This window comes from Proteiniborus sp. MB09-C3, from assembly GCF_030263895.1.
Taxonomy (GTDB): domain Bacteria; phylum Bacillota; class Clostridia; order Tissierellales; family Proteiniboraceae; genus Proteiniborus.
Window position 1 is genome coordinate 152,829 of record NZ_CP127161.1, and the last position, 20,483, is coordinate 173,311.

18 protein-coding genes are annotated in these 20,483 nt (G+C 33.6%); 1 reads left to right on the top strand and 17 read right to left on the bottom strand.

Annotated features, from left to right (window positions below; genetic code table 11):
* Window positions 1-29: 29 nt before the first annotated feature.
* From speE to spoIID, 3 genes are all read right to left on the bottom strand, one after another.
* Window positions 30-872: a polyamine aminopropyltransferase gene (gene speE / locus QO263_RS00720; protein ID WP_285625253.1), complete on the bottom strand. Its 843-nt coding sequence runs from the start codon at window positions 870-872 to the stop codon at window positions 30-32.
* Window positions 873-1,068: 196 nt separating this feature from the next.
* Entirely contained in the window at window positions 1,069-1,335 is a 267-nt protein-coding gene (locus tag QO263_RS00725; RefSeq protein WP_285625256.1) for a Veg family protein, read from the bottom strand.
* A 146-nt stretch (window positions 1,336-1,481) separates the two neighbouring features.
* A complete protein-coding gene (spoIID, locus tag QO263_RS00730) occupies window positions 1,482-2,912 on the bottom strand; it encodes a stage II sporulation protein D (protein WP_285625258.1) in 1,431 nt (476 codons plus the stop codon).
* 263 nt (window positions 2,913-3,175) lie between these two features.
* Here spoIID and QO263_RS00735 point away from each other — a divergent pair, with 263 nt between their 5' ends.
* On the top strand, window positions 3,176-4,978 hold the full coding sequence (locus tag QO263_RS00735) for a methyl-accepting chemotaxis protein (protein WP_285625260.1): 1,803 nt from the start codon (window positions 3,176-3,178) through the stop codon (window positions 4,976-4,978).
* 526 nt (window positions 4,979-5,504) lie between these two features.
* Here the strand turns inward: QO263_RS00735 and QO263_RS00740 are convergent.
* The 14 genes from QO263_RS00740 to QO263_RS00805 form a co-directional block, all read right to left on the bottom strand.
* Entirely contained in the window at window positions 5,505-5,768 is a 264-nt protein-coding gene (locus QO263_RS00740) for a metal-sensing transcriptional repressor (RefSeq protein ID WP_285625263.1), read from the bottom strand.
* Between the two features lie 21 nt (window positions 5,769-5,789).
* Window positions 5,790-5,987, bottom strand: a complete 198-nt coding sequence (locus tag QO263_RS00745; protein ID WP_285625265.1) for a copper ion binding protein — start codon at window positions 5,985-5,987, stop codon at window positions 5,790-5,792.
* 137 nt (window positions 5,988-6,124) lie between these two features.
* Window positions 6,125-8,500 carry a heavy metal translocating P-type ATPase gene (locus QO263_RS00750; protein ID WP_285625268.1) on the bottom strand — a complete coding sequence of 792 codons (2,376 nt, stop codon included), beginning with the start codon at window positions 8,498-8,500 and terminating at the stop codon, window positions 6,125-6,127.
* A 320-nt stretch (window positions 8,501-8,820) separates the two neighbouring features.
* On the bottom strand, window positions 8,821-10,023 hold the full coding sequence (locus QO263_RS00755) for a thiolase family protein (protein ID WP_285625269.1): 1,203 nt from the start codon (window positions 10,021-10,023) through the stop codon (window positions 8,821-8,823).
* 128 nt (window positions 10,024-10,151) lie between these two features.
* A complete protein-coding gene (locus tag QO263_RS00760; RefSeq protein ID WP_285625271.1) occupies window positions 10,152-11,270 on the bottom strand; it encodes a muconate/chloromuconate family cycloisomerase in 1,119 nt (372 codons plus the stop codon).
* Window positions 11,271-11,302: 32 nt separating this feature from the next.
* A complete protein-coding gene (locus QO263_RS00765; protein ID WP_285625273.1) occupies window positions 11,303-11,944 on the bottom strand; it encodes a 3-oxoacid CoA-transferase subunit B in 642 nt (213 codons plus the stop codon).
* The gene (locus QO263_RS00770) at window positions 11,937-12,626 is read right to left on the bottom strand and encodes a CoA transferase subunit A (RefSeq protein WP_285625276.1); all 690 of its coding nucleotides are present in this window, start codon (window positions 12,624-12,626) and stop codon (window positions 11,937-11,939) included. The genes QO263_RS00765 and QO263_RS00770 overlap by 8 nt, the downstream gene beginning before the upstream one ends.
* 19 nt (window positions 12,627-12,645) lie before the next feature.
* Entirely contained in the window at window positions 12,646-13,371 is a 726-nt protein-coding gene (locus tag QO263_RS00775) for a carboxymuconolactone decarboxylase family protein (protein WP_285625278.1), read from the bottom strand.
* A 50-nt stretch (window positions 13,372-13,421) separates the two neighbouring features.
* Window positions 13,422-14,912 (bottom strand): SLC13 family permease, encoded by a 1,491-nt coding sequence (locus QO263_RS00780; RefSeq protein WP_285625281.1) that lies wholly within the window; start codon window positions 14,910-14,912, stop codon window positions 13,422-13,424.
* A gap of 34 nt (window positions 14,913-14,946) precedes the next feature.
* Entirely contained in the window at window positions 14,947-15,789 is an 843-nt protein-coding gene (locus tag QO263_RS00785) for an alpha/beta fold hydrolase (protein WP_285625284.1), read from the bottom strand.
* 212 nt (window positions 15,790-16,001) lie between these two features.
* Complete coding sequence (locus tag QO263_RS00790) at window positions 16,002-16,328, bottom strand: DUF3870 domain-containing protein (RefSeq protein WP_285629354.1); 327 nt, start codon at window positions 16,326-16,328, stop codon at window positions 16,002-16,004.
* Window positions 16,329-16,518: 190 nt separating this feature from the next.
* On the bottom strand, window positions 16,519-18,009 hold the full coding sequence (locus QO263_RS00795) for an SLC13 family permease (RefSeq protein ID WP_285625287.1): 1,491 nt from the start codon (window positions 18,007-18,009) through the stop codon (window positions 16,519-16,521).
* A 370-nt stretch (window positions 18,010-18,379) separates the two neighbouring features.
* A complete protein-coding gene (locus QO263_RS00800; protein ID WP_285625290.1) occupies window positions 18,380-19,432 on the bottom strand; it encodes an Mrp/NBP35 family ATP-binding protein in 1,053 nt (350 codons plus the stop codon).
* A gap of 169 nt (window positions 19,433-19,601) precedes the next feature.
* Window positions 19,602-20,333 (bottom strand): Crp/Fnr family transcriptional regulator, encoded by a 732-nt coding sequence (locus QO263_RS00805; RefSeq protein ID WP_285625293.1) that lies wholly within the window; start codon window positions 20,331-20,333, stop codon window positions 19,602-19,604.
* Window positions 20,334-20,483 lie beyond the last annotated feature (150 nt).

Here is a 20,483-nt window from a genome sequence, read left to right on the forward strand (position 1 = left end):
CTGTCCATGCTTTTCTAATTTCAGTAAATCTATTCTAACATTTTATTGACATAAGTAGGCAATGCAAATGAACCTAAATGAACATTCGTATTATAATACTTCGTTTCTAGCCCTATTTGCTCCCATCTCTCTCCATCAAAACCATGAGTTGGATGAAAGGCCTTAGATGAAAACCCTAGAATCCAATGTCCAGATGCATATGTGGGAAGATGGCACTGAAAAACTTCTACTATTGGAAATACATTTTTAAGCTTTTTAGTAGCTTTTATCATCTGCTCTGCTGTATCTGCATAATATGGGCTTTCATTTTGATTTATTAATATACCCTTTTCTGTAAGTATTTTATAGCAGTCTCTATAGAATTTAGTAGTAAATAAACCTTCCCCAGGCCCTATAGGATCAGTTGAGTCTACTATTATCAAATCATATAAGCCCTTTTTTCCTTTTACAAACTTAATTCCGTCCTCTATATGAAGTGTAACCCTTTCATCATCTAATCTATTTGCTGTAAAATCCAAGTATTTTTTGGCTGCCTTTACTACTACATCGTCAATCTCAACCATATCAATTTTTTCGATTGAGCTGTATCTGGTCAGCTCCCTAACAGCTCCTCCATCACCGCCGCCTATGACTAGCACATTTTTTATATTTGGATTCACAGCCATAGCCACATGAGTAATCATTTCATGATATATGAATTCGTCCTTTTCTGTAACCATTAAGTATCCGTCTATTACTAATACTTTTCCAAATTCATAGGTATCTATTACATCTATTTTTTGATATTCGCTTTCTGCTGAAAATAGATGCGACTTTACTTTCATTGAAAATTTAACGTGTTCTGTATGATTTTCTGTAAACCATAAATCCATAAACATCGCCTCCCTAGTATATTTCTATAAAATATTAAGTATCATTATACTGAATACTTATATCTACTAAACTTATTGGGTAAAAGCCTTTCGCTTAGTATTATTAAACTTAGAGTTTACTAACAATAAATATACTATATTTATGGATAAAGTCAATAGCAAAAAAACAATCAAGCCACCCAAAGGGCAGCTTGTGTTAGCTTATCTGAATTTTTTTCTCTTCATTACATAGGGTAACTTCAACTGTTTCTGTCAATATATCAGAATAACTATATGATACTCTCCTTATAGAATTATATCCGCCATCGATTTTTACTACAAAAATACTAGGGTATGCGCTTTCTATAATTCCTTCCCTGATTGTTGTCTTCTTCCTTCCCTTGTTAGCTTTTAACCTGACTTTCTGTCCTACGCAACTTTCTACATTGGCTCTGATTTTCGCCAGAGAGTTTTTTTCCAACAAACAATCACCTTCTTTCCATTTATCCATATATAATACTATCACATATGAGTCCAGCTGTCAAATATAACTTTTCATTGTACTATACAATGCTACCTCTTGTCAAACACAAATTTCTTACAAATTGTTATGAAAAAATAGCTGCTTTTCTAATATTTGTAGTATTCTACAAATCCAGCCGTAATTCGAGCTATTACTTTGTCAATATATGTCTCATCATTTAATTTCAATTCTTTATTAGGATTAGTTATATATTCTAGTTCTAGATGTAGTGACCCTACATTGACTTCTCTCAATAAGTAAAAGTCTGCTACCCTTATTCCACGGTCAAGAATTTCTCCATCTTTAGTTAGGTTTGCCATTATTGATTTTGCTAATGTCTCGCTTTCCTTGTCACTTCTATAATAATATATCTCACATCCATGTATTGAAGGATTAGCGTAGCCATTCAAATGAACGCTAAGAAAAAAATCAGGCCTTAATTTATTAGCCATTTGCGCCCTATTAGATAATGAAACGTACTCGTCTTTGTCTCTAGTCATAGAAACCTTTGCTCCAAGCTCTTCCAATGATGCCTTAAGCTTTTGAGATATTTTAAGAACTAGCTCCTTTTCGCTTGTTCCATTGACTCCAATATAATCGTGGCTATTTTCTCCTCCATGACCAGGATCTAACATTATTATTCTTCCACTTAACGGCTTTTCTATACATGGTGCTTCAATTTTCTTTATTTCAATGCCTGTAAAATAATAATTTAATATTTCTAAATAATTTTTGCCTTCTAAGGCCATTTGATTTCCACCATATTGACATAGCCCTAATCCATCTCCTTTTCCTCTAGTGACGAAGGCTATTATCGTAGGGGAGAAGCTAAATCTTGTAGAATTAAGCCCCAGTAATTCTATAATTTCTGTTCCCTTGAACTCCTTACCTGATATTTTTATACTGATAACACGCCCATATTCATCTCTTTTTACATCATCAAAAAAGCTTTCTATACTAGTTTTTAAGGTAGGCTTTAAAGAAGGGAACTTTACATTTAGCTTTTCCTCAAGTTCTTTTACGGATATAGATTTACTATCATCCCAATTAGGTGATTCAGTACAATAATCACATAATACTCTTCTTAGATATACTATTTCTCTTGCCATGACACTTTCTGAATTTTCCGTAGAACCTCCACAGGTATCATGAAATCTAGCATCTATTGGTTTGTTATCAAAGGTCATGATAACCCCTTCTGTTTCTCTTACGGCCTTTTCTACTATTTTTACCCTATTTTCGTATTCATCTCCCCAAATCTCTTTTAAGCGATTATTGTCTTCTAATTGTATACAATGTCCTTCATCGCAGATATCACATCCATAGTGATTTGAGCATCCTGCTCCGTCATAGGCCCTCATTAAGCGTACAAGCTGTGTTCTCGCTACTATTCCTTGTACTTTAATCATCTCAATATGAAATTCTTGCTTTATTTGTGTTAAAACCGCCATTGCAACAATCTCTTCCAGTGGCATCCGCACTATTCTATTTTCTCTATGAATAAAAACATTTATATAAATAATGTTATTAGATAACATGAAAATACCTCCTTAAAAGTCAAACATGAAAATCAGGCTATTTACTTTAATCCTCATAAAACACACAAAAATATCTCAAAAGTTATAGATATATATAATATAGTATGAAAATAAAGCTGTCCGTGTGAATGAAAGGTCAGAGGACACGGTTTAATGTCACTCGAACAATTTATAAATAAAAAAGAAGGAATATGTCAACTTTTGTGGAACATTTAAAGTAATGAGTCTAGAAATAAAGGAGGAAACGGGTTAAACCCTAAATTATGAAAGGAACTATTGTATCCGCATGGATTAAAACTTCAAGAAAGCTTTACGACGACTCCTTAGTTAACGAAGCTATGACAGCAGTTGGAATGAATCCTGATAAGATATTTAAGCCTACTGAGGATATAGAGGATTCTTATGCAAGAGGATTTGTAGATGCTATTTCAAAAAAACTTGGTAAATCTGCCAATGATACATGGGAAGAAATAGGTATTGATAATGTGCTTACATTTTCTGAAGATTATCCTGGTTTCTTTAAGTATAAAAATCTGTATTCATTTTTAAAAGCCATGTATGATATACATGTGGTAGTTACAGAAAGAATACCTGGCGCCAATCCTCCTATATTAAGCATGAAAGCCATAAGTGGAAATATGGCAGAAATGACCTATAAATCACAAAGAGGCATGTTTGGTTATTTTCATGGTATGCTTAAGGGAGCTGCTAAGTATTATAATGAAAGTATCAATGTGGAGGTTATTGAAAAAACTGATACTTTCACTAAAATACATATTACTTTTGCTGAACAGATTTACGAATATAAACAATATAGATTTAATAAATTTTTATCTTTAGGATTTATAAAAAAATTTGAAATCAAAGTCGCTGTTGCCTCACTAATTTTAGTTGGAATTCCTCATATATTGCTTTCTAGCTTCTTAGATAAGTGGCCTTTAGCAGGTATTACCTTAGTACTAAGCTTTTTAGTTCCAGCAATAATTACGAAGCTGCTTCTAATGCCTACTAAAAGTATTATGTATCAGCTAAGAAACTTAAAGGAAAATAACTTTTCTGAGGAACATGACATATCTACTAATGATTTTTTCGAAGATATAAATTCATTAATCAATGGGTATAAAGATGTTTTGAGAGAAGATTTTGTCGGATTTAAAGGCATGACCGACGAGTTAAATGTATTTAGCGATAAATTTAATGATATCTCGAATAATATGAATTTTACTTCAAAGGAAATCTCCGCAGTCGTTGAGCAGGTAGCTATGGGTGCAGTAAATCAGGCAGAGGAAACTGAAAACTCTGCATATCTGTTAAACAATAATATTGTAGCACTAAATAAAATATCTGATGATGAAAATCATAGTAAGGATGAGCTTGAGAAGGTTGTCGAAAGAATAGGTAATAGCTACAATGAGCTAAAAAGCACTTCTTCCAATTTAGATAATATGCTAAATGAATTTGAAAGAGTTAAAGAGAATAGTCTTTCTCTTCAAAAAAGAGCTCAGGATGTTACAAAAATAGTTGAAACCGTTGAAACTATTGCTGACCAAACTAATCTACTTGCTTTAAATGCTGCCATTGAAGCCTCAAGGGCAGGTGATCAAGGTAGAGGATTTGCTGTTGTAGCTGATGAAATAAGAAAGCTTGCAGAGGAGTCAAAAAATGCAGTTCAGCATATTAATTCTAATTTATTATCATTTATAAATGAAATTGATTCTGTAGTGTCTCAGGTTGAAAATCAATATTCAATATTAGACAATGAAAATACTAAGCTTTCAAGTGTTGCTGATGTAAATCACTCTATTGTAATTTCTGTTAAAGAAGTATCCTCTTCTCTAATAGAAGCTATTAAGCAGCTTAATGATGAAACAAGCAATATAAATAAGGTATCCGAAAATATTGAATCACTGGCTGCTATAGCCGAGGAAAACTCTGCTTCCTCTGAAGAAGTAAGTGCAAATATGACTTCTTATGCAGCAGAGCTTGAAAAGATGATGGATAATATTGTTGAATTCAAGAATGTATCTGAAGCCTTTAAGGAAGACCTTGAAAAATATAAGATGTAAATTTATTAAGACTATAAGCTTGTTTAGCTTATAGTCTTAAATTTTTTAGCTTATCAAATTCATAAATAGCGTTGATAATGCAGTTCTATTCCAGTATCACCACTTCTATGGACACGTAAAGCCTTGAGCTTTATAGCTAGTTCTTTATTATTTGTGGTAATCATTCCTCTGTCTCCAAGTCCGCATGGGTTATTTCATCATATATTAATTGATTTTCCAATTTTATATTTATTAAAGGTATACTCATATATAAAAATCTCCCTTTTATACTAAATAAAATTGCATACATAATCTACAAACTGCTTTGCTCTTACAATATATTAGCTCACATCCCCCTATTTGAGCAGAGGTATCCTTTCTATATATAAAGGTAGCGAGGCCATTGAAAAAGTCTTCTTTTGCCATCCTGGATTCTAGTAAAGTGTATCTAGTGTATTAAAACATACATCTTTGACTACACTTCAGAATAGCAGGCAAGAAATTTAAACTTTTTTCAGCGACCTCGCTTTGACATCAATATTATTTATTATTTTATATACTTATCTATTACATTGATTATTTCTTCTATCTTTTCATCTCCATGCCCTTCTAAAATAGCATCCTTTACACAGCTCTTTATGTGCTGATCTAATATATTTAGATTTGCTTTTTTTAGAAGGCCTATTACTGATAGTATCTGCTTTGATATGTCTACACAGTATCTTTCTTCCTCTATCATCTTTATGATACCTTCTAACTGTCCCTTAGAAGTTTTGAGAAGATTTAATGCATTCTTCCTTCCTTTATTCATTTTTACTCTCCATTCTATTTTCTATACTACTTCATAACCTGCATCTTCAATTGCTTCTTTTATTGCTGCATCTTGTAGATTGTCTCCCTCTACTTCTACTTTCTTTGCTGCTAGATCTACCTCTACTGATTTTACTCCTTCTAGTTGACTTAATGCATTTTTTACTGCCTTTACACAATGCTGACAATTCATTCCTTCTACTGTTAATGTTTTTTTCATATCTACACTCTCCTTTTTTATTAATATTATTCTAAACATAGTGAAAAATCTCAAGATCTTTCGCTTTGCTCAGTATGACAAAAATGCTCATGATAACAATTATTTTCAATTCTTAATCTTTAACTTCTAATTCATAGTTACTTCACTCTAAATCTCTTTAATCTCAATGAATTGCTGACTACAGAAACTGAACTGAATGCCATGGCTGCTCCTGCTATCATTGGATTTAAGAAGCCTAAGGCTGCAAGAGGAATACCTGCTGTATTATATGCAAATGCCCAGAATAGATTTTGTTTTATTGTTCTCATGGTTTTTCTGCTTAACTCTATGGCATGAACTATATCCCTTAAATCTCCCTTTATAAGAGTAATATCTGCAGCTTCCATAGCTACATCAGTTCCTGTTCCTATGGCAAATCCTGTATCAGCTGCTGCAAGGGCAGGAGCATCGTTTATTCCATCACCAACCATTCCTACAACTTTTCCTTCTGCTTTAATTCTTTCAATATTCTCTGCTTTATGCTCTGGAAGAACTTCAGCTAATACATTATCTATACCGACTTGTCTTGCAATTGCTTTTGCAGTCCTTTCATTATCTCCTGTTATCATATAAACTTCTATTCCCATATCTGTCAGTCTTTTGATAGCTTCCTTTGAATGTTCCTTTACTGTATCTGCTACTGCAATTATTCCACTTATTTTCCCATCTATAGATATCAGCATAGCTGTCTTTCCTTCATCTTCTAGAGAAGATATCTTCTCCTCTACATGTGATATTTCTATATTTTTGTCTTTCATAAGCTTTCTGTTTCCTACATATAAATCTTTTCCTTCTATAGAAGCGTATATTCCATGACCTGGTATGGCTTCAAATTTATCAGCATCATTTAATGCAATGCCTTTTTCTTTTGCTCTCTCTACTATTGCTTGACCTAATGGATGCTCAGAATTTTTCTCTGCAATTCCTGTAAGTCTCAATATCAAGTCTTCTTCATAGTCAAAAGCTATTATATCTGTAACTTCTGGCTCACCCTTAGTTATGGTTCCTGTCTTATCGAATACTATGGAATTTAGCTTGTGAGCTCTCTCTAGATGTTCTCCGCCTTTTATTAATATACCATTCTCTGCGCCCTTTCCTGTACCTACCATTATAGCTGTAGGGGTAGCCAAGCCTAGGGCACAAGGGCATGCTATTACCAATACTGCAACTGCACTGATTAAAGCCTGTGTAAAGTCTCCTGCTATGAAATACCATAATAAGAAGGTAGCAAATGCTATGATAACTACTACGGGTACGAATATGCCTGATATTTTATCTGCAAGTCTCTGAACTGGAGCTTTAGAGCCTTGAGCATCCTCCACTAATTTTATAATCTGTGCTAATGCTGTATCTTTCCCGATTTTTGTTGCTTCAAATTTAAATGTTCCAAATTTATTTATTGTAGCACCTATTACTTCATCTCCGACTTTTTTATCCACTGGTATACTTTCACCTGTGAGCATAGACTCATCTACTGAGGAATTCCCATCTACAACCTTTCCGTCTACTGGAATCTTTTCTCCTGGTCTAACTATTATTATATCTCCTACTTCTACTTCTTCTATGGGTATATCAATTTCTTCTCCATCCCTAAGTATTCTTGCAGTTTTAGCCTGCAATCCCATTAGTTTCTTGATTGCCTCTGATGTTCTGCCTTTTGCAGAGGCTTCCAAAAGCTTTCCTAACAGTATCAATGTAATAATAACTGCTGAGGCTTCAAAATAATAATCAGGAACTCCTATTATTACATTATATAGACTGTAAAAATACGCAGCTGATGTACCCATGGAAACCAGTACATCCATATTGGCTCCTCCGCCCCTAAGAGAATGATATGCACCCTTATAAAATCTATATCCAACAATAAATTGAACAGGTGTAGCTAGTAATAATTGAAAATATCCGTTGCTTAAAATAGTATGGATATTTGCCATATGGAAAAACATTGCTGAGAAAAGAGGGAGCGCAAATACGACCGATACTACAAACAGAGTTTTTAGCTTTTTAATCTCTTTTTCTCTGGCTTCCTTATCTCTATCCACACTTGAATCTATTTCCTCTGTTGCTTTATATCCTGCCTTCTTAACAGCATTTTTAAAATCCTCTGCTGTGAGTTCGCCTTCTATATACTCTATGGTCCCTTTATTTAAAGCTAGGTTAACATTTACTGATGTCACTCCATTTATTTTACTAAGGACTTTTTCTACCCTTGATGAGCAAGCTGCACAGGTCATGCCCTCTATATTTAAAGTAATCTTTCCTGTTGAAGTTTCATATCCTGTTTTTTCAATAGCCTTTACTATATCATCAATAGAAAGTTTTGCATCGTCGTATTCAACAGTAGCTTTTTCTATAACTAGATTTACTGTAGCAGTAATTACTCCTTCTAGCTTTGATAGAGAATTCTCTACCCTTTTTGAACAAGCTGCACAAGTCATCCCTGAAACCTTTATAGTTGATTTTTTTATAGCCATCTTTTTCACTCCTTTATGAACCACGGGACAAGCCCTTTTTTTATTTTACCCCACCCATGGTGGGGTAGGTTGATTCCATTGTAACATTTCATTATTATTTTGTAAATAGTTTCTCCATAAATAATTTAATAGAAACATAATTCTGAGATAGTCAATAAAAAACCAAGCTTAAAAAGCTATAATAAACATTGTTTCAGCTTTTCAAACTTGGCCTCTTGTTTTTAATTTTGCTATATGGACAAAAATACTATGAATTTAAGATTATTTTAACTACTTTATTTTTTTCATTTATATAATTCTTAAATTTTCTGGGTTTAAATTTATTTTATTTCAATTCTTTCAACTATTGTAGTTATTCCAATGCCGCCTGCAATACATAAAGTAACAACTCCATATTTACCTTTAATCCTGTTTAGTTCATGCATAAGTTTTGTCATTAATATTGAACCAGTGGCACCAATTGGATGACCTAGAGAAATTGCTCCTCCATTAGGATTTGCTTTTTCTGTTGTTGGGTCTAATTTAAATTCTCTAAAGAATGCTAATGCTTGGGCCGCAAAAGCTTCATTTAATTCTATTACGTCTATATCCTCTATTGATAAGTTTGCTTTCTCCAGAGCTTTTTTAGTAGCTGGAATTGGTCCTAAACCCATGTAGTTTGGATCTACTCCCGCTGAGGCAAAGGCAACAACTCTAAACCCATTTTTATAGCCTAATTCTACAGCTTTTTCTTTAGACATAATAAGTAATGCTGCTGCACCATCATTCCTACCACTTGCATTTCCCGCAGTTACTGTTCCTTCCTTTTTGAAAACTGGTTTTAGTTTTCCTAATGCCTCCATATTTGTATCACGAGGGTATTCATCAGTATCAAAAGAAAAACTGTTCTTTTTTTGCTGTATGATTAATGGGACTATTTGATCTTTAAATCTGCCTTCATTAATCGCTCTACGAGCTCTTTCTTGAGACTGTAAGGCAAACCTGTCCTGCTCCTCTCTAGAAATTACGTATTTTTCAGCAACATTTTCTGCTGTCATTCCCATGGTTAAATCTCCATAAACCTCATAAGGTTGTGAACCAGGTTGGCTAGCTGTATTTGGATCTTTTAACTCAATATTCCCCGCTTTTACTCCAAAACGAACATTGTTTACATAATATGGTGCAGTGCTCATTGACTCGGCTCCTCCACACACAACTATGTCTGCATTCTCAGATTGAATTTGTTGCGTTGCATTATTTATAACCTGCAAACCTGATCCACATTGCCTGTGAACTGTGTATCCAGGAACTTCTAGCGGTATTCCTGCACGTAGAGAGGCTACTCTAGCAATGTTGGAAATATCTGCACTTTGCTTTGCCTGACCTAGTATCACCTCATCGATTTTATTTGGATTAAGTTCTGTACGTTTCAATAACTCCTTAATAGTCTCAGCTGCGAGTATATCAGCTGCAATATTTTTAAGTGTTCCTCCTAATGAACCTATTGGTGTTCTCACAGAATCTATAATAACGACATCTTTCACGGCTATGCCTCCTATATCCTTTTATACGATACTATTATTCTAATTTAGCTTCCTTGATTTGAATTTAAGTCAAGGAAGCTAAAGTTTAACTAATTTTTGTAATTTACTGTCTATAAAGAACTTTTAGATTAATAAAAGTCTCTTGCATAGAATTTTACTTTATCTACATCAACCTCAAGACCAAATCCCGGCTTATCAGGAATAATTAATTCATAGTCTTTAACTTGTAATTCGTCAACTGTTATTCTGTCTTTGTATAAGAATTGTCCGAATAGTTCGGTTCCAAACTCAAATGCTGAAATTGTTGAATACACAGAAAGTGCCATTGCAGAACCAAGGCTTGATTCAATCATAGTTCCCCCATATAATCCAAAGCCAGCTGCTTCAGCAATAGCTGCGACTTTTTTAGTTTCTAATAAACCTCCATGTTTGCATGGTTTTAATGCTATACAATTTCCTGCTCTATGTTTAGCAATAAGAAAGCAATCATGTATATAAGTTGAAGATTCGTCTGCCATTATAGGAACATCAAATTTTTGTGTCAGTCTCGCCATAGCTTCATAATTCCAAACAGGAACTGGTTGCTCAACCATGTTCACACCATAATCCTGTAATTTTTTGATGCAACGCACAGAAGTATCTTCATCCCAGGCCTGATTTATATCAACAGTTACTTTAGCTTGATCTCCAACGGCTTCAATTATTTTTCTAACATGCTCTACATTTGCATCTGGATCTCCAGTACCTATTTTCAGCTTAAATATTTTATGTCTTTTAATAGCCAATAGCTCTTTAGCTTCTTTTATATCTCTTTCAGTATTGCCAGATGCTAAAGTCCAAGCCAATGGAATAGAATTGTGAATTTTCCCTCCTAATAATTCATAGGCAGGAATTCCTTTTTGTCTAGCTGCTAAATCAATAAGTGCTCCCTCTACAACTGCTTTAGAATAGTTGTTACCTTTAGCAGCATGTCCAATTTCGTGCATTATTAAATTAAAGTCTTTAGCTTCTCTACCAATTACAAATTTAGCTAAATAAGTATCAATATTAATCTTAATTGCTTCTGGTGTTTGCTCCCCATATGAAATTCCACCAATGTTTGCAACTTCCGACCAACCCTCAGTTCCATCTTCATCAATAGCACGTCCTACAATAATGGCCTGCGAAGTAATTGTAGTCATTGATAGTTGATGAGGTCTCACAGTCTCCATATCTAAAATATATGTTTTAAATTCTTTAATTGCCATAATGTTCCCCTTTCTTTCTGCACAGTTATTTTCTATTTAAGTTTTTCTATAAAATTAGCTTCTGTTTTTGCCCTAACTTCCTCAATAGTTGCTCCAGGCATTAATTCTGTTAAATACATCTTACCTTCTATAAATTCAAATACAGCTAAATTTGTAATTATCATGTCCACTTGTCTTTCAGAAGTAATTGGATAGGTACACTTTTTAAGAATCTTAGACTCACCAGTTTTAGTTGTATGCATCATGGTGCATATTACTTTTTTTGTTCCACAAAGTAAATCCATCGCTCCACCTACTCCAATGATGTCTTGACCTGGAACAGACCAGTTAGCTATTTTACCTGTTTCATCAGCCTGTAAAACTCCCAAGATTGCCACATCTACATGACCTCCACGAATCATACCAAAAGATTGAGCACTATCAAAATAGGATGAACCAATCATTTCTGACACAGGTAATTTACCTGCATTTACTAGATTAGGATCAATGTTATTGTCGTCTACAGGACCAACACCTAACATCCCATTTTCTGTATGCAAAAATACCTGTTCATCATTTACATAGTTAGGAACTAAAGTAGGTACGCCAATTCCTAGATTTACAATAAGTGGCCCTTTGAGTTCTTGAGCTGCTCTTTTTGCAATATTATATTTAGTTCCATCTTTTTTATCCATTATATACCACCCCTTCCTTAGTTAAAATATGAGTTGCTTTCACTATAGTATCAACGTACAGATGTGGTGTAACTATACACTCTGGATCTAGTTCTCCAGCTTCTACAATTTCATCAACTTCTGCAATAACATAATCAGCAGCAGTTGCCATTATAGGGTTGAAGTTTCTAGCAGTTTTATAGTATACTAAGTTCCCTAAAGTATCTGCTTTATGTGCTCTAATTAAAGCTACATTACCTCGCAAAGCAGTTTCAAGTATATACTTATCCCCATTGAAGCATCTTTCTTCTTTTCCTTTCCCTAAGTCTGTTCCTTGAGCTGTCTGTGTATAAAAAGCAGGGATTCCCACTCCTCCAGCTCTCATTCTTTCTGCAAGAGTTCCTTGAGGACTTAATTCTAATTCAATAATTCCTTTTTTATATGCCTCGCCTACATCTCTATTGCTAGTAAAATAAGAGCCTATTCCCTTTTTTATCTTTCCTTGATTTAACAGCTTTCCAAGTCCTCTGTTTTGCTCTCCTAAATTGTTGCTTACAACTGTTAAATTATCTACATCTGAATTGATCAATCCTTCAATTAATGATAGTGGGCTACCAACCAACCCAAAGCCACCAACAAGAAGGGTATCACCACTCTTGACAACTGATAAAGCTTCTTTAATGCTATTTTTTATTTTTGTCATGAAAAGCCCTCCATTTCTATTATTTACTGTTTAAATGATCACTGAGTTCAAACCAGCTAGGAATTCCTGCAGTTATCATAACAATGTAACCCAAATCTGCTAATTCTGCTTCTGTCACTCCAATATTTCTAGCTTTCTCAATTAATGGTCCTACAGCATTTCCTCTAAGTTCTGTAATATATTGACCTATTAGATTTAAATACTTCTTTTTTCGAGACACTTTCCCATCACTCATGATTAAATCAATAATTTCAGGAGAATTATGATTTTTAGAATCATCTAATAATGTATAAACTTTTTTTACAAGAGTATTGTCACTATCATTTGTCCACTCTATAATTTGTTCAAACACTTCCTTGTCCGTTGCATAGTTATTTTTACGTTCATTCACTGTTTTTTCTTTTTGTATCAAAGCATTTTCAAGAGCTGCTAGTGATAATTCAAGAGCATCCTTCCCCGAATAAACATAAGCTACTAAAAAATATTCTATTAAATCTCCAATCTGTGAGCCTTTGATTATTGCAGCTTGAGTATGATAGAGCATACTCCTTTTGTACAATCTTCCTGCATTCATACTAGCGATGAATTCATCCTTTTCTTTTGCACTTAATTCTGAATCCTTAAATGCTTCTCCCCTAATATCTGTGTAGTAATCTAGCATTTTGGGGTTATAGTCATACATGATTTGAACCCAATTAGGAATATCATTGTATACTTTCTTAAAATAAGCTAATCCGTCTGCCATTTCAAACTCCTTCCATACATTCAATAGTTAATTTTTATACGTAAATTAAGCTACACCGCAAAAAATAATGGGAGTATAAATTTAACACTTAATACAATCATGATAAAGGATACAAACACAAGGGAAATCCCTACCTTAACCATTTCTCCCATTTTAAAATCTCCAGTACCATAGATTATTCCCATGAGAGGGGTTCCGCTTGGTAAAGTTGAAGCAAAGCCTGCTCCTAAAGCAGCAGCTGTCATTAAATATAGAGGATTTATTCCAATTGCATTGGATAATGATGCTGCAATTGGTATCATTATAGTTCCAGTTGCTGTATTTGGCGCAAATTGTGTTACTAATAAGGCTAGTAAGGTTACAACCATAATAACAACTATTTCTGGCTGCCCCTGGAAATTCATGAGTTGATTTCCAATCCACTGCGCTAAATCCGTTTGTGTAAACCCTGCTGCAATAGCCATACCTCCTTGTAACATTAGGATAACTGCCCAAGGCATCTTTTTAACTGAGTCTGCTTCTAGTATTCTTCCTCCTGTGCTTCTACTTGGAAGTAAATAGAGAAGAATACAAGCAATTATAGATACAACAGTATCTGATATACCTGGTATAAACTTTTTCCAAATAAATGATACAGTTACCCACATGAATACAGTTCCTATAAAAACTGCTGAAACAACCTTTTCTTCATTACTCATCTTACCTAATGCCTTCTTTTCTTCTGCTATATAGCTCCTTCCTTGCTCTACCTCTTTTATGCTAATCTTGTAAAACACTTTTGTTAAAATAAATACCATTAGAATAAATTGAGCTAAAGCAACTGGAAATTCGAAAAATGTAAACTGAGCAAATGACAATTCATATCCCAGCAATTGTGAAGTAAAGCCAGATAGCGAAATGTTGGTAGGTGTTCCAATAAGTGTCATTGAACCTCCAATAATCGCACCAAATCCAACTGCAAATACAACTGATTTTTTAAAATTGTCGGCATTCTTCTTTGAGTAGGTATCTTCCCTTTCCATCAGTTCTACTATTTTTGATCCAATTGCCTGTGCAATTGGGAGAAGCATCAACATAGTAGCGGTATTAGAAACCCACATGGAAATAAAGGTTGCTGAAAGCATCAAACCTACAATTAATTTAGTCATGCTTGTTCCAACAATATTGATAATAGATAAAGCAATTCTATTATGTAAATTCCACTTTTCTAATGCCAATGCTATAGCAAAACCACCAAAAAACATAAATACTGTGTTGCTGCCATAAGCAGCTGCTGTTGCTCCGGGACTTAATGTTTGTGTTAAAGGAAATAAAACTAGTGGAACTAGCCCAACAATTCCCGTATTGGCTGCTTCTGTCATCCACCACGTTCCAATTAGTGCCAAAGTAGCTAACACACCTTTACCTTCCTTGCTAAGATTTTCAAATGGTATGAAATAATAAACCAATAAGAAAAGTGCAATTCCTAAAATTAAACCAAACATTTGACCTTTATTGTAAGATGATTTTTTTTCTACAACTGTTTTTTTCACAGTTCCCATATGCTTCACCCCACCTTTATATATTTTTTATGGACTAGTTTTCTAGCTTATTTAGGAAATCATGAATAAACTTATTAATATCCTCTCTTTTTTCAAAAACCATTGTATAGTGACTTGCCTCAGAGATTTCAATTTTTAGATTTCTTATACTCTTCTTTGTATTGACATAGCTTTCTGGAATAAATAAAGGAGGATTGTTGCCAATGTTTCCAGTAGCTTCTACTAATAAAGTAGGACAATTGATTTTAGTCCCAATTGAGTTAATGTCAAATTCCCAAAAACTTTTCCAATCCTGTCTTATAGTTCTTTCACAAGATTTATTGCCCCAATAATCACCTTTATTTTCTACTTCGTATCCAACGTTTTTTATTAATTCTTGTGTTATGCCAATTCCCATATTCATGTAGCTACTTGTAACTGTAGCCACATAATCTTCTTTAGAAAAATAATGTTTGCTTAATCTGCCGAAAGTTGGCTCTACTATAGGTATCTGATGTTCACTCATTGTAGCAGCTCCATCCAGAAGAATTAATGCTTTAATAGGAATACCTATAGAAGCAACAATTGAGCTAACGAACCCACCCATTGAATATCCCATTAAAATAGGACTATCTAATTTCATCTCTTCAATCAGATTCCTTATATCATTTGCATGCTCAAATATTGAAGATGGATTTTCTGCTGAGTCACTGTCTCCCCTTCCCCTAAAATCAAGTGTAATCACTCGATATTCTTGATTAAGACTCTCGACATAATGCCGAAGTTGCAGATAGTTCCCGGTAAGTCCATGAAGTGCAATTATTGGACCTTTTTCTCCTGGATAGTCAATAACCTTTAGTTTTCTTTTCGTATTAATTGTTTCATTTTGAATATTCATTCTGATCTCCTTTCTTAATTTTTTTAAAATATAGTAATAAAAAAAGTGACCATGAAAAAGCTTCTTATTATTCATAAGAATTAAACTATTTTTCATGATCACTATATTTTTCAATTTAGTTTAAAATTTTTGTTTTTAAACGTTGAAAAACATGAACGTGAATTAGATATTTAATTATATTGTGTATATGAATTGCAATAAACATATTTTTATCAATCAGTCGTTTCTTCTTTCAAAATCGTATCTATATACCTTTGGTGCGCAATTTTAAGTGCAACAATTAAGGCATTAACAGAAGGTATTATCATGTTTCCTTCAATTGATTCAAGCATGTCTTCAAAGTCTTCTTTAAAATTCGTACCTACAACAAGCTTTTTACAATAATTTTTAGCTAAATCCGTAATAAAAGTACATTCAAAATCCACAATAATGTGGCTGTCTCTTCTAATTTCCAACATAACACCTAAAGTCTGTCCATTTTCAGATAGCTTTGTTCCCTTAGGCGCTTGACTATATGCGGAAATAAAAACTGTTGGCATTATTTTCACTGTTATCACCTAATTCCTATCATATTATTATGTAGAAGAAATTTCTCCTAAGCCAATTTTAACGCAATTCTAGCTTCATCACAATTCCTCTAATAAAATAATACAATTACATCTATATAATAACTACATCTGTTTTTGTGCAAAATCTTTGAGAATATTCTAGTTATATATTTACATGATACTAGATTCTAAATATTAGTGGCATAATAAATTTTACACTTAATACAACCATGATTTCTGATACGATGGCAAGTACTAACCCTACTTTGATTATCTCAGACATCTTGAATTCTCCAGTTCCATAAAGGACTCCCATAAGTGGAGTACCACTTGGTAAAGTACAAGCAAACCCAGTACCCATAGCAACCGCTGTCATTAAAGGTAGGGGATGCATTCCCATTGCATTAGCAAGAGATGCTGCGATTGGTATCATTATAGTTCCAGTTGCTGTATTTGGTGCAAATTGTGTCACTAATAAAGCTAGGAAAGTTACACCTATAATAACAATCATTTCCGACTGTCCTTGAAAACTCATGAGCTGATTTCCAATCCATTGGGCCAAATCCGTCTGTGTAAATCCTGCCGCAATTGCTAGTCCACCTTCCAACATTAATATAACTTCCCAAGGAATCTTTTTTACAGAGTCTGCTTCTAGTATTCTTCCTCCTGTGCTTCTACTTGGAAGTAAAAAGAGAAGAATACATGCAATTACTGATACAACAGTGTCTGAGATTCCTGGAATGATGTCTTTCCAAATAAATGATACAGTTACCCACATAAAGACAGTTCCTATAAAAACTGCAGATACAATCTTTTCTTCATGGTTCAATTCTCCTAATGCTTTTAATTCCTTTAATATAAACGTTTTCCCTAATTCTACTTGCCTTGCTTCAATTTTATAAAAAACTTTTGTTAAAATAAAAATCATTAAAACAAACTGGACTACAGCAATTGGAAATACAAAAAAACTAAATTGAGCAAAAGGCAAATCAAAACCTAATAGTTCTGTAGTAAACCCTGACAGTATAATGTTAGTAGGGGTTCCTATCAATGTAATTGAACCTCCAATGATAGAACCAAATCCAGCAGCTAAAATAGTAGCTTTCTTAAAATTGCTAACATCCTTTTCTGCATATGGTCCTTCTTTTTGCATAAGCTCCGTTATTTTTGATCCTATCGCTTGTGCAATTGGGAGTAGCATTAAAATAGTAGCAGTATTTGAAACCCACATAGATATAAAAGCAGAAGCAAACATCATTCCAATAATTATTTTTGTCATGCTTGTCCCAACAACATTAATAATGGATAAAGCGATCCTATTATGCAAATTCCATTTTTCTAGTGCTAAGGAAATTGAAAAGCCACCAAAGAACATGAAGATTGTATTACTGCCATATGCAGCTGCAGTCGCTTCAGGGCTTAATGTTAGCGTTAAGGGAAATAAAACCAATGGTATTAGTCCTACAATTCCAGAGTTTACTGCTTCTGTCATCCACCAACAGCCAGCTATTGCTAAAGTAGCTAATACTCCTCTGCCTTCTTTACTTAATCCTTCAATTGGTATAACAAAATATACTAGATAAAAGAGTACAATTCCTAAAATTAACCCAACTATTTGGCTAGTTGTGTAAGAAGATTTTTTCGTTATAACTGCTTTCTCCACAGCTTCCATATCTTTCACTCCTTCTATTATTTTATTCATAGACGAATTACTTAATAGTCTAAAATTCTGAATAAATATTAATATCCATTTTTCTTTTTCACGAACTGTTATATTATTAGCACCATTAAAATAAGGCAATAAAAAAGGTCATGAAAAAAGATTCTTATGATTTATAAGAAACCTAATTTTCATGACCACTATTTTTTTCAATTTAGTTCAAAAACTTTAATTTCTGAACGTTGAAAAAACGTGAACGTGAATTAGATATTAAGCTGTTAATGCTAATATACCACATTTTTTATGTTTGTCAAGTATTTTTATAATATAATTCTTGTGTATTATTTTTTGTCTTTATTTCGTCACCACTTATGTCAGATTGCTAATCCAAGTGTCCCAATTTCTTCGCAATTTTATTATATATTTTTCCTATTTCCGTATTTATATCTCCAGCAAACACATTTCCTTTGTCGCTTCCTTCTCTTAGGGTTGTCATTAGGGGTATTTCGCCTAGATACTCTGTGTTAAGCTCGGCACTTAGCTTTTCTCCTTCTCCTTTGCCGAAAATAAAATGCTTTTCAGAGCAGTTATCACAAATAAAATAAGACATGTTTTCAATAACTCCTATTATCTTATTTTTTGTCTTTTCTGCCATGAGACCTAGTCTCTTAGCTACACTTGCTGCTGTTATCTGTGGTGTTGTGATTATTAAAATCTCAACCTTTGGAAGGCTTTGCATTAGGCTTAGGGGTACATCTCCTGTTCCTGGTGGAAGGTCTATAAACATATAATCTAGCTCTCCCCAGTAAAAATCATATATAAATTGTGATAATACTTGACCGAGAACTGGACCTCTCCAAATAAGCGGTTCATCTCTTTCAAGAAGGTTTCCCATTGATATTACCTTTACTCCCTGCTTCTCTATGGGCATTATGATGCCTTCTTCTATCATTGTTGGTCTTTCTTTATTTATTCCCATTATTTGAGGAATACTGTAGCCTAATATGTCTGCATCTATGAGTCCTACTTTATATCCAAGACTACTCATTGCCACTGCTAGATTTGCTGCTACTGTCGATTTCCCTACTCCGCCTTTTCCACTGCCTACTGCTATTACTCTAGTATTGGTAAAAGGATCTTTTCTTTCATCTATGCCATGAAGTTTTTGAGCCAATTCTTGTTTTTGCTCCTTTGTCATTTCACCATAGATCACTTCGACATTTTTTATTCCTTCTATTTTTCTAACTTCAGATAATATATCCTTTCTTATTTTATCTTTTAAAGGACAGCCCTCTGTTGTAAGTGTCACGGTTATGATTACATCTTGTCCTGATATTTCTATATCCTTTATCATATTTAGCTCTACTAGGCTCTTCTTAATTTCTGGGTCTAGTACGTTTTTAAGTGATTCAAGTACTTGTTGTCTTAAGTCCATTTCTATCCCTCCAAAGCTATTCTTTTGTCATCTATAATTATACAACCATTATTCCCCCAGTAAAATGATTTAAATCAAAAAAGCAAAAATAATATGTGCTCGCAGCTTAAATGCACAAAATTTAAAGAAAATCTTCAGATTATCAGGCCTTTGTTGTTTTCTCTAGTATCTATGTCGCCATGTATTCTAATTCTTCAATATCCTTTATGATGATTTTCTTGCTTCCTATTAATTCTATTACTCCTTGATCCTGCATACTTCCCAGCTTTCTGCTTATTGTTTCTCTGGTGACTCCTATATAGTTAGCTATATCTTCTCTGCTTAAGGGCAGTTCAAGTTCTATGCTGTCGCCTTTACGAACTCCAAAATCTTTTATGAAGCTAAGCAGAAGCCCTGCTATTCTAGCCTCTATATCCTTTGTACTTAGGCTTTGGATAAGATTCTCTAGCTTCACTATTCTATCGTAAACTACTTGTAGTATTGATATGGCTATTTCAGGACTTTCTTTTAGTATGCCATCGAAATCATCCTTCGTCAGCACGCATATGTTTGCATCTTCTAAAGCTTCTGCATTGAATTTAAATTCATCCTTTTTAAGAAGGCTTAAGTCTCCTACAAAATCCCCTTCTGAAAGAATATAAAGTATCTGCTCTTTTCCCTCTCTAGTATACTTAAATATTTTAATCTTTCCTTTATTTATGACATATAGCTTATCTGATATATCTCCTTCAAAAAAAATAATCTGGCCTTTTTTATAGTTTTTATGTGCTATTTTTTCTGTTAGCTTTGTTAATTGTTCTTCCGAAAGAACTGAAAATATTGACACCTTATGGGCACAGTATCTTCCTTTGCACAAATTACAGACTCTGTACTTTTTTCCAATGTCTATAACATCGCTCATAAAATCTCTCCCCTTTATAATAAATGTGACCTTTATCACATAGCTATGTGATTCTTGCCATATTAATAGTTTTGATATTTTTGTACATTATAAATATATAACCCGTACAAGACAATAAACTTAATTAGATAATTACATTATATCTAAAAA

What these genes read in the sequence shown, in the direction of transcription:
- speE (WP_285625253.1), bottom strand. Translation starts at nt 872, where the DNA reads ATGGATTTATGGTTTACAGAAAATCATACAGAACACGTTAAATTTTCA.
- spoIID (WP_285625258.1), bottom strand. Translation starts at nt 2,912, where the DNA reads ATGTTATCTAATAACATTATTTATATAAATGTTTTTATTCATAGAGAA.
- QO263_RS00735 (WP_285625260.1), top strand. Translation starts at nt 3,176, where the DNA reads ATGAAAGGAACTATTGTATCCGCATGGATTAAAACTTCAAGAAAGCTT.
- QO263_RS00740 (WP_285625263.1), bottom strand. Translation starts at nt 5,768, where the DNA reads ATGAATAAAGGAAGGAAGAATGCATTAAATCTTCTCAAAACTTCTAAG.
- QO263_RS00745 (WP_285625265.1), bottom strand. Translation starts at nt 5,987, where the DNA reads ATGAAAAAAACATTAACAGTAGAAGGAATGAATTGTCAGCATTGTGTA.
- QO263_RS00750 (WP_285625268.1), bottom strand. Translation starts at nt 8,500, where the DNA reads ATGGCTATAAAAAAATCAACTATAAAGGTTTCAGGGATGACTTGTGCA.
- QO263_RS00760 (WP_285625271.1), bottom strand. Translation starts at nt 11,270, where the DNA reads ATGGCAATTAAAGAATTTAAAACATATATTTTAGATATGGAGACTGTG.
- QO263_RS00765 (WP_285625273.1), bottom strand. Translation starts at nt 11,944, where the DNA reads ATGGATAAAAAAGATGGAACTAAATATAATATTGCAAAAAGAGCAGCT.
- QO263_RS00770 (WP_285625276.1), bottom strand. Translation starts at nt 12,626, where the DNA reads ATGACAAAAATAAAAAATAGCATTAAAGAAGCTTTATCAGTTGTCAAG.
- QO263_RS00775 (WP_285625278.1), bottom strand. Translation starts at nt 13,371, where the DNA reads ATGGCAGACGGATTAGCTTATTTTAAGAAAGTATACAATGATATTCCT.
- QO263_RS00780 (WP_285625281.1), bottom strand. Translation starts at nt 14,912, where the DNA reads ATGGGAACTGTGAAAAAAACAGTTGTAGAAAAAAAATCATCTTACAAT.
- QO263_RS00785 (WP_285625284.1), bottom strand. Translation starts at nt 15,789, where the DNA reads ATGAATATTCAAAATGAAACAATTAATACGAAAAGAAAACTAAAGGTT.
- QO263_RS00790 (WP_285629354.1), bottom strand. Translation starts at nt 16,328, where the DNA reads ATGCCAACAGTTTTTATTTCCGCATATAGTCAAGCGCCTAAGGGAACA.
- QO263_RS00795 (WP_285625287.1), bottom strand. Translation starts at nt 18,009, where the DNA reads ATGGAAGCTGTGGAGAAAGCAGTTATAACGAAAAAATCTTCTTACACA.
- QO263_RS00800 (WP_285625290.1), bottom strand. Translation starts at nt 19,432, where the DNA reads ATGGACTTAAGACAACAAGTACTTGAATCACTTAAAAACGTACTAGAC.
- QO263_RS00805 (WP_285625293.1), bottom strand. Translation starts at nt 20,333, where the DNA reads ATGAGCGATGTTATAGACATTGGAAAAAAGTACAGAGTCTGTAATTTG.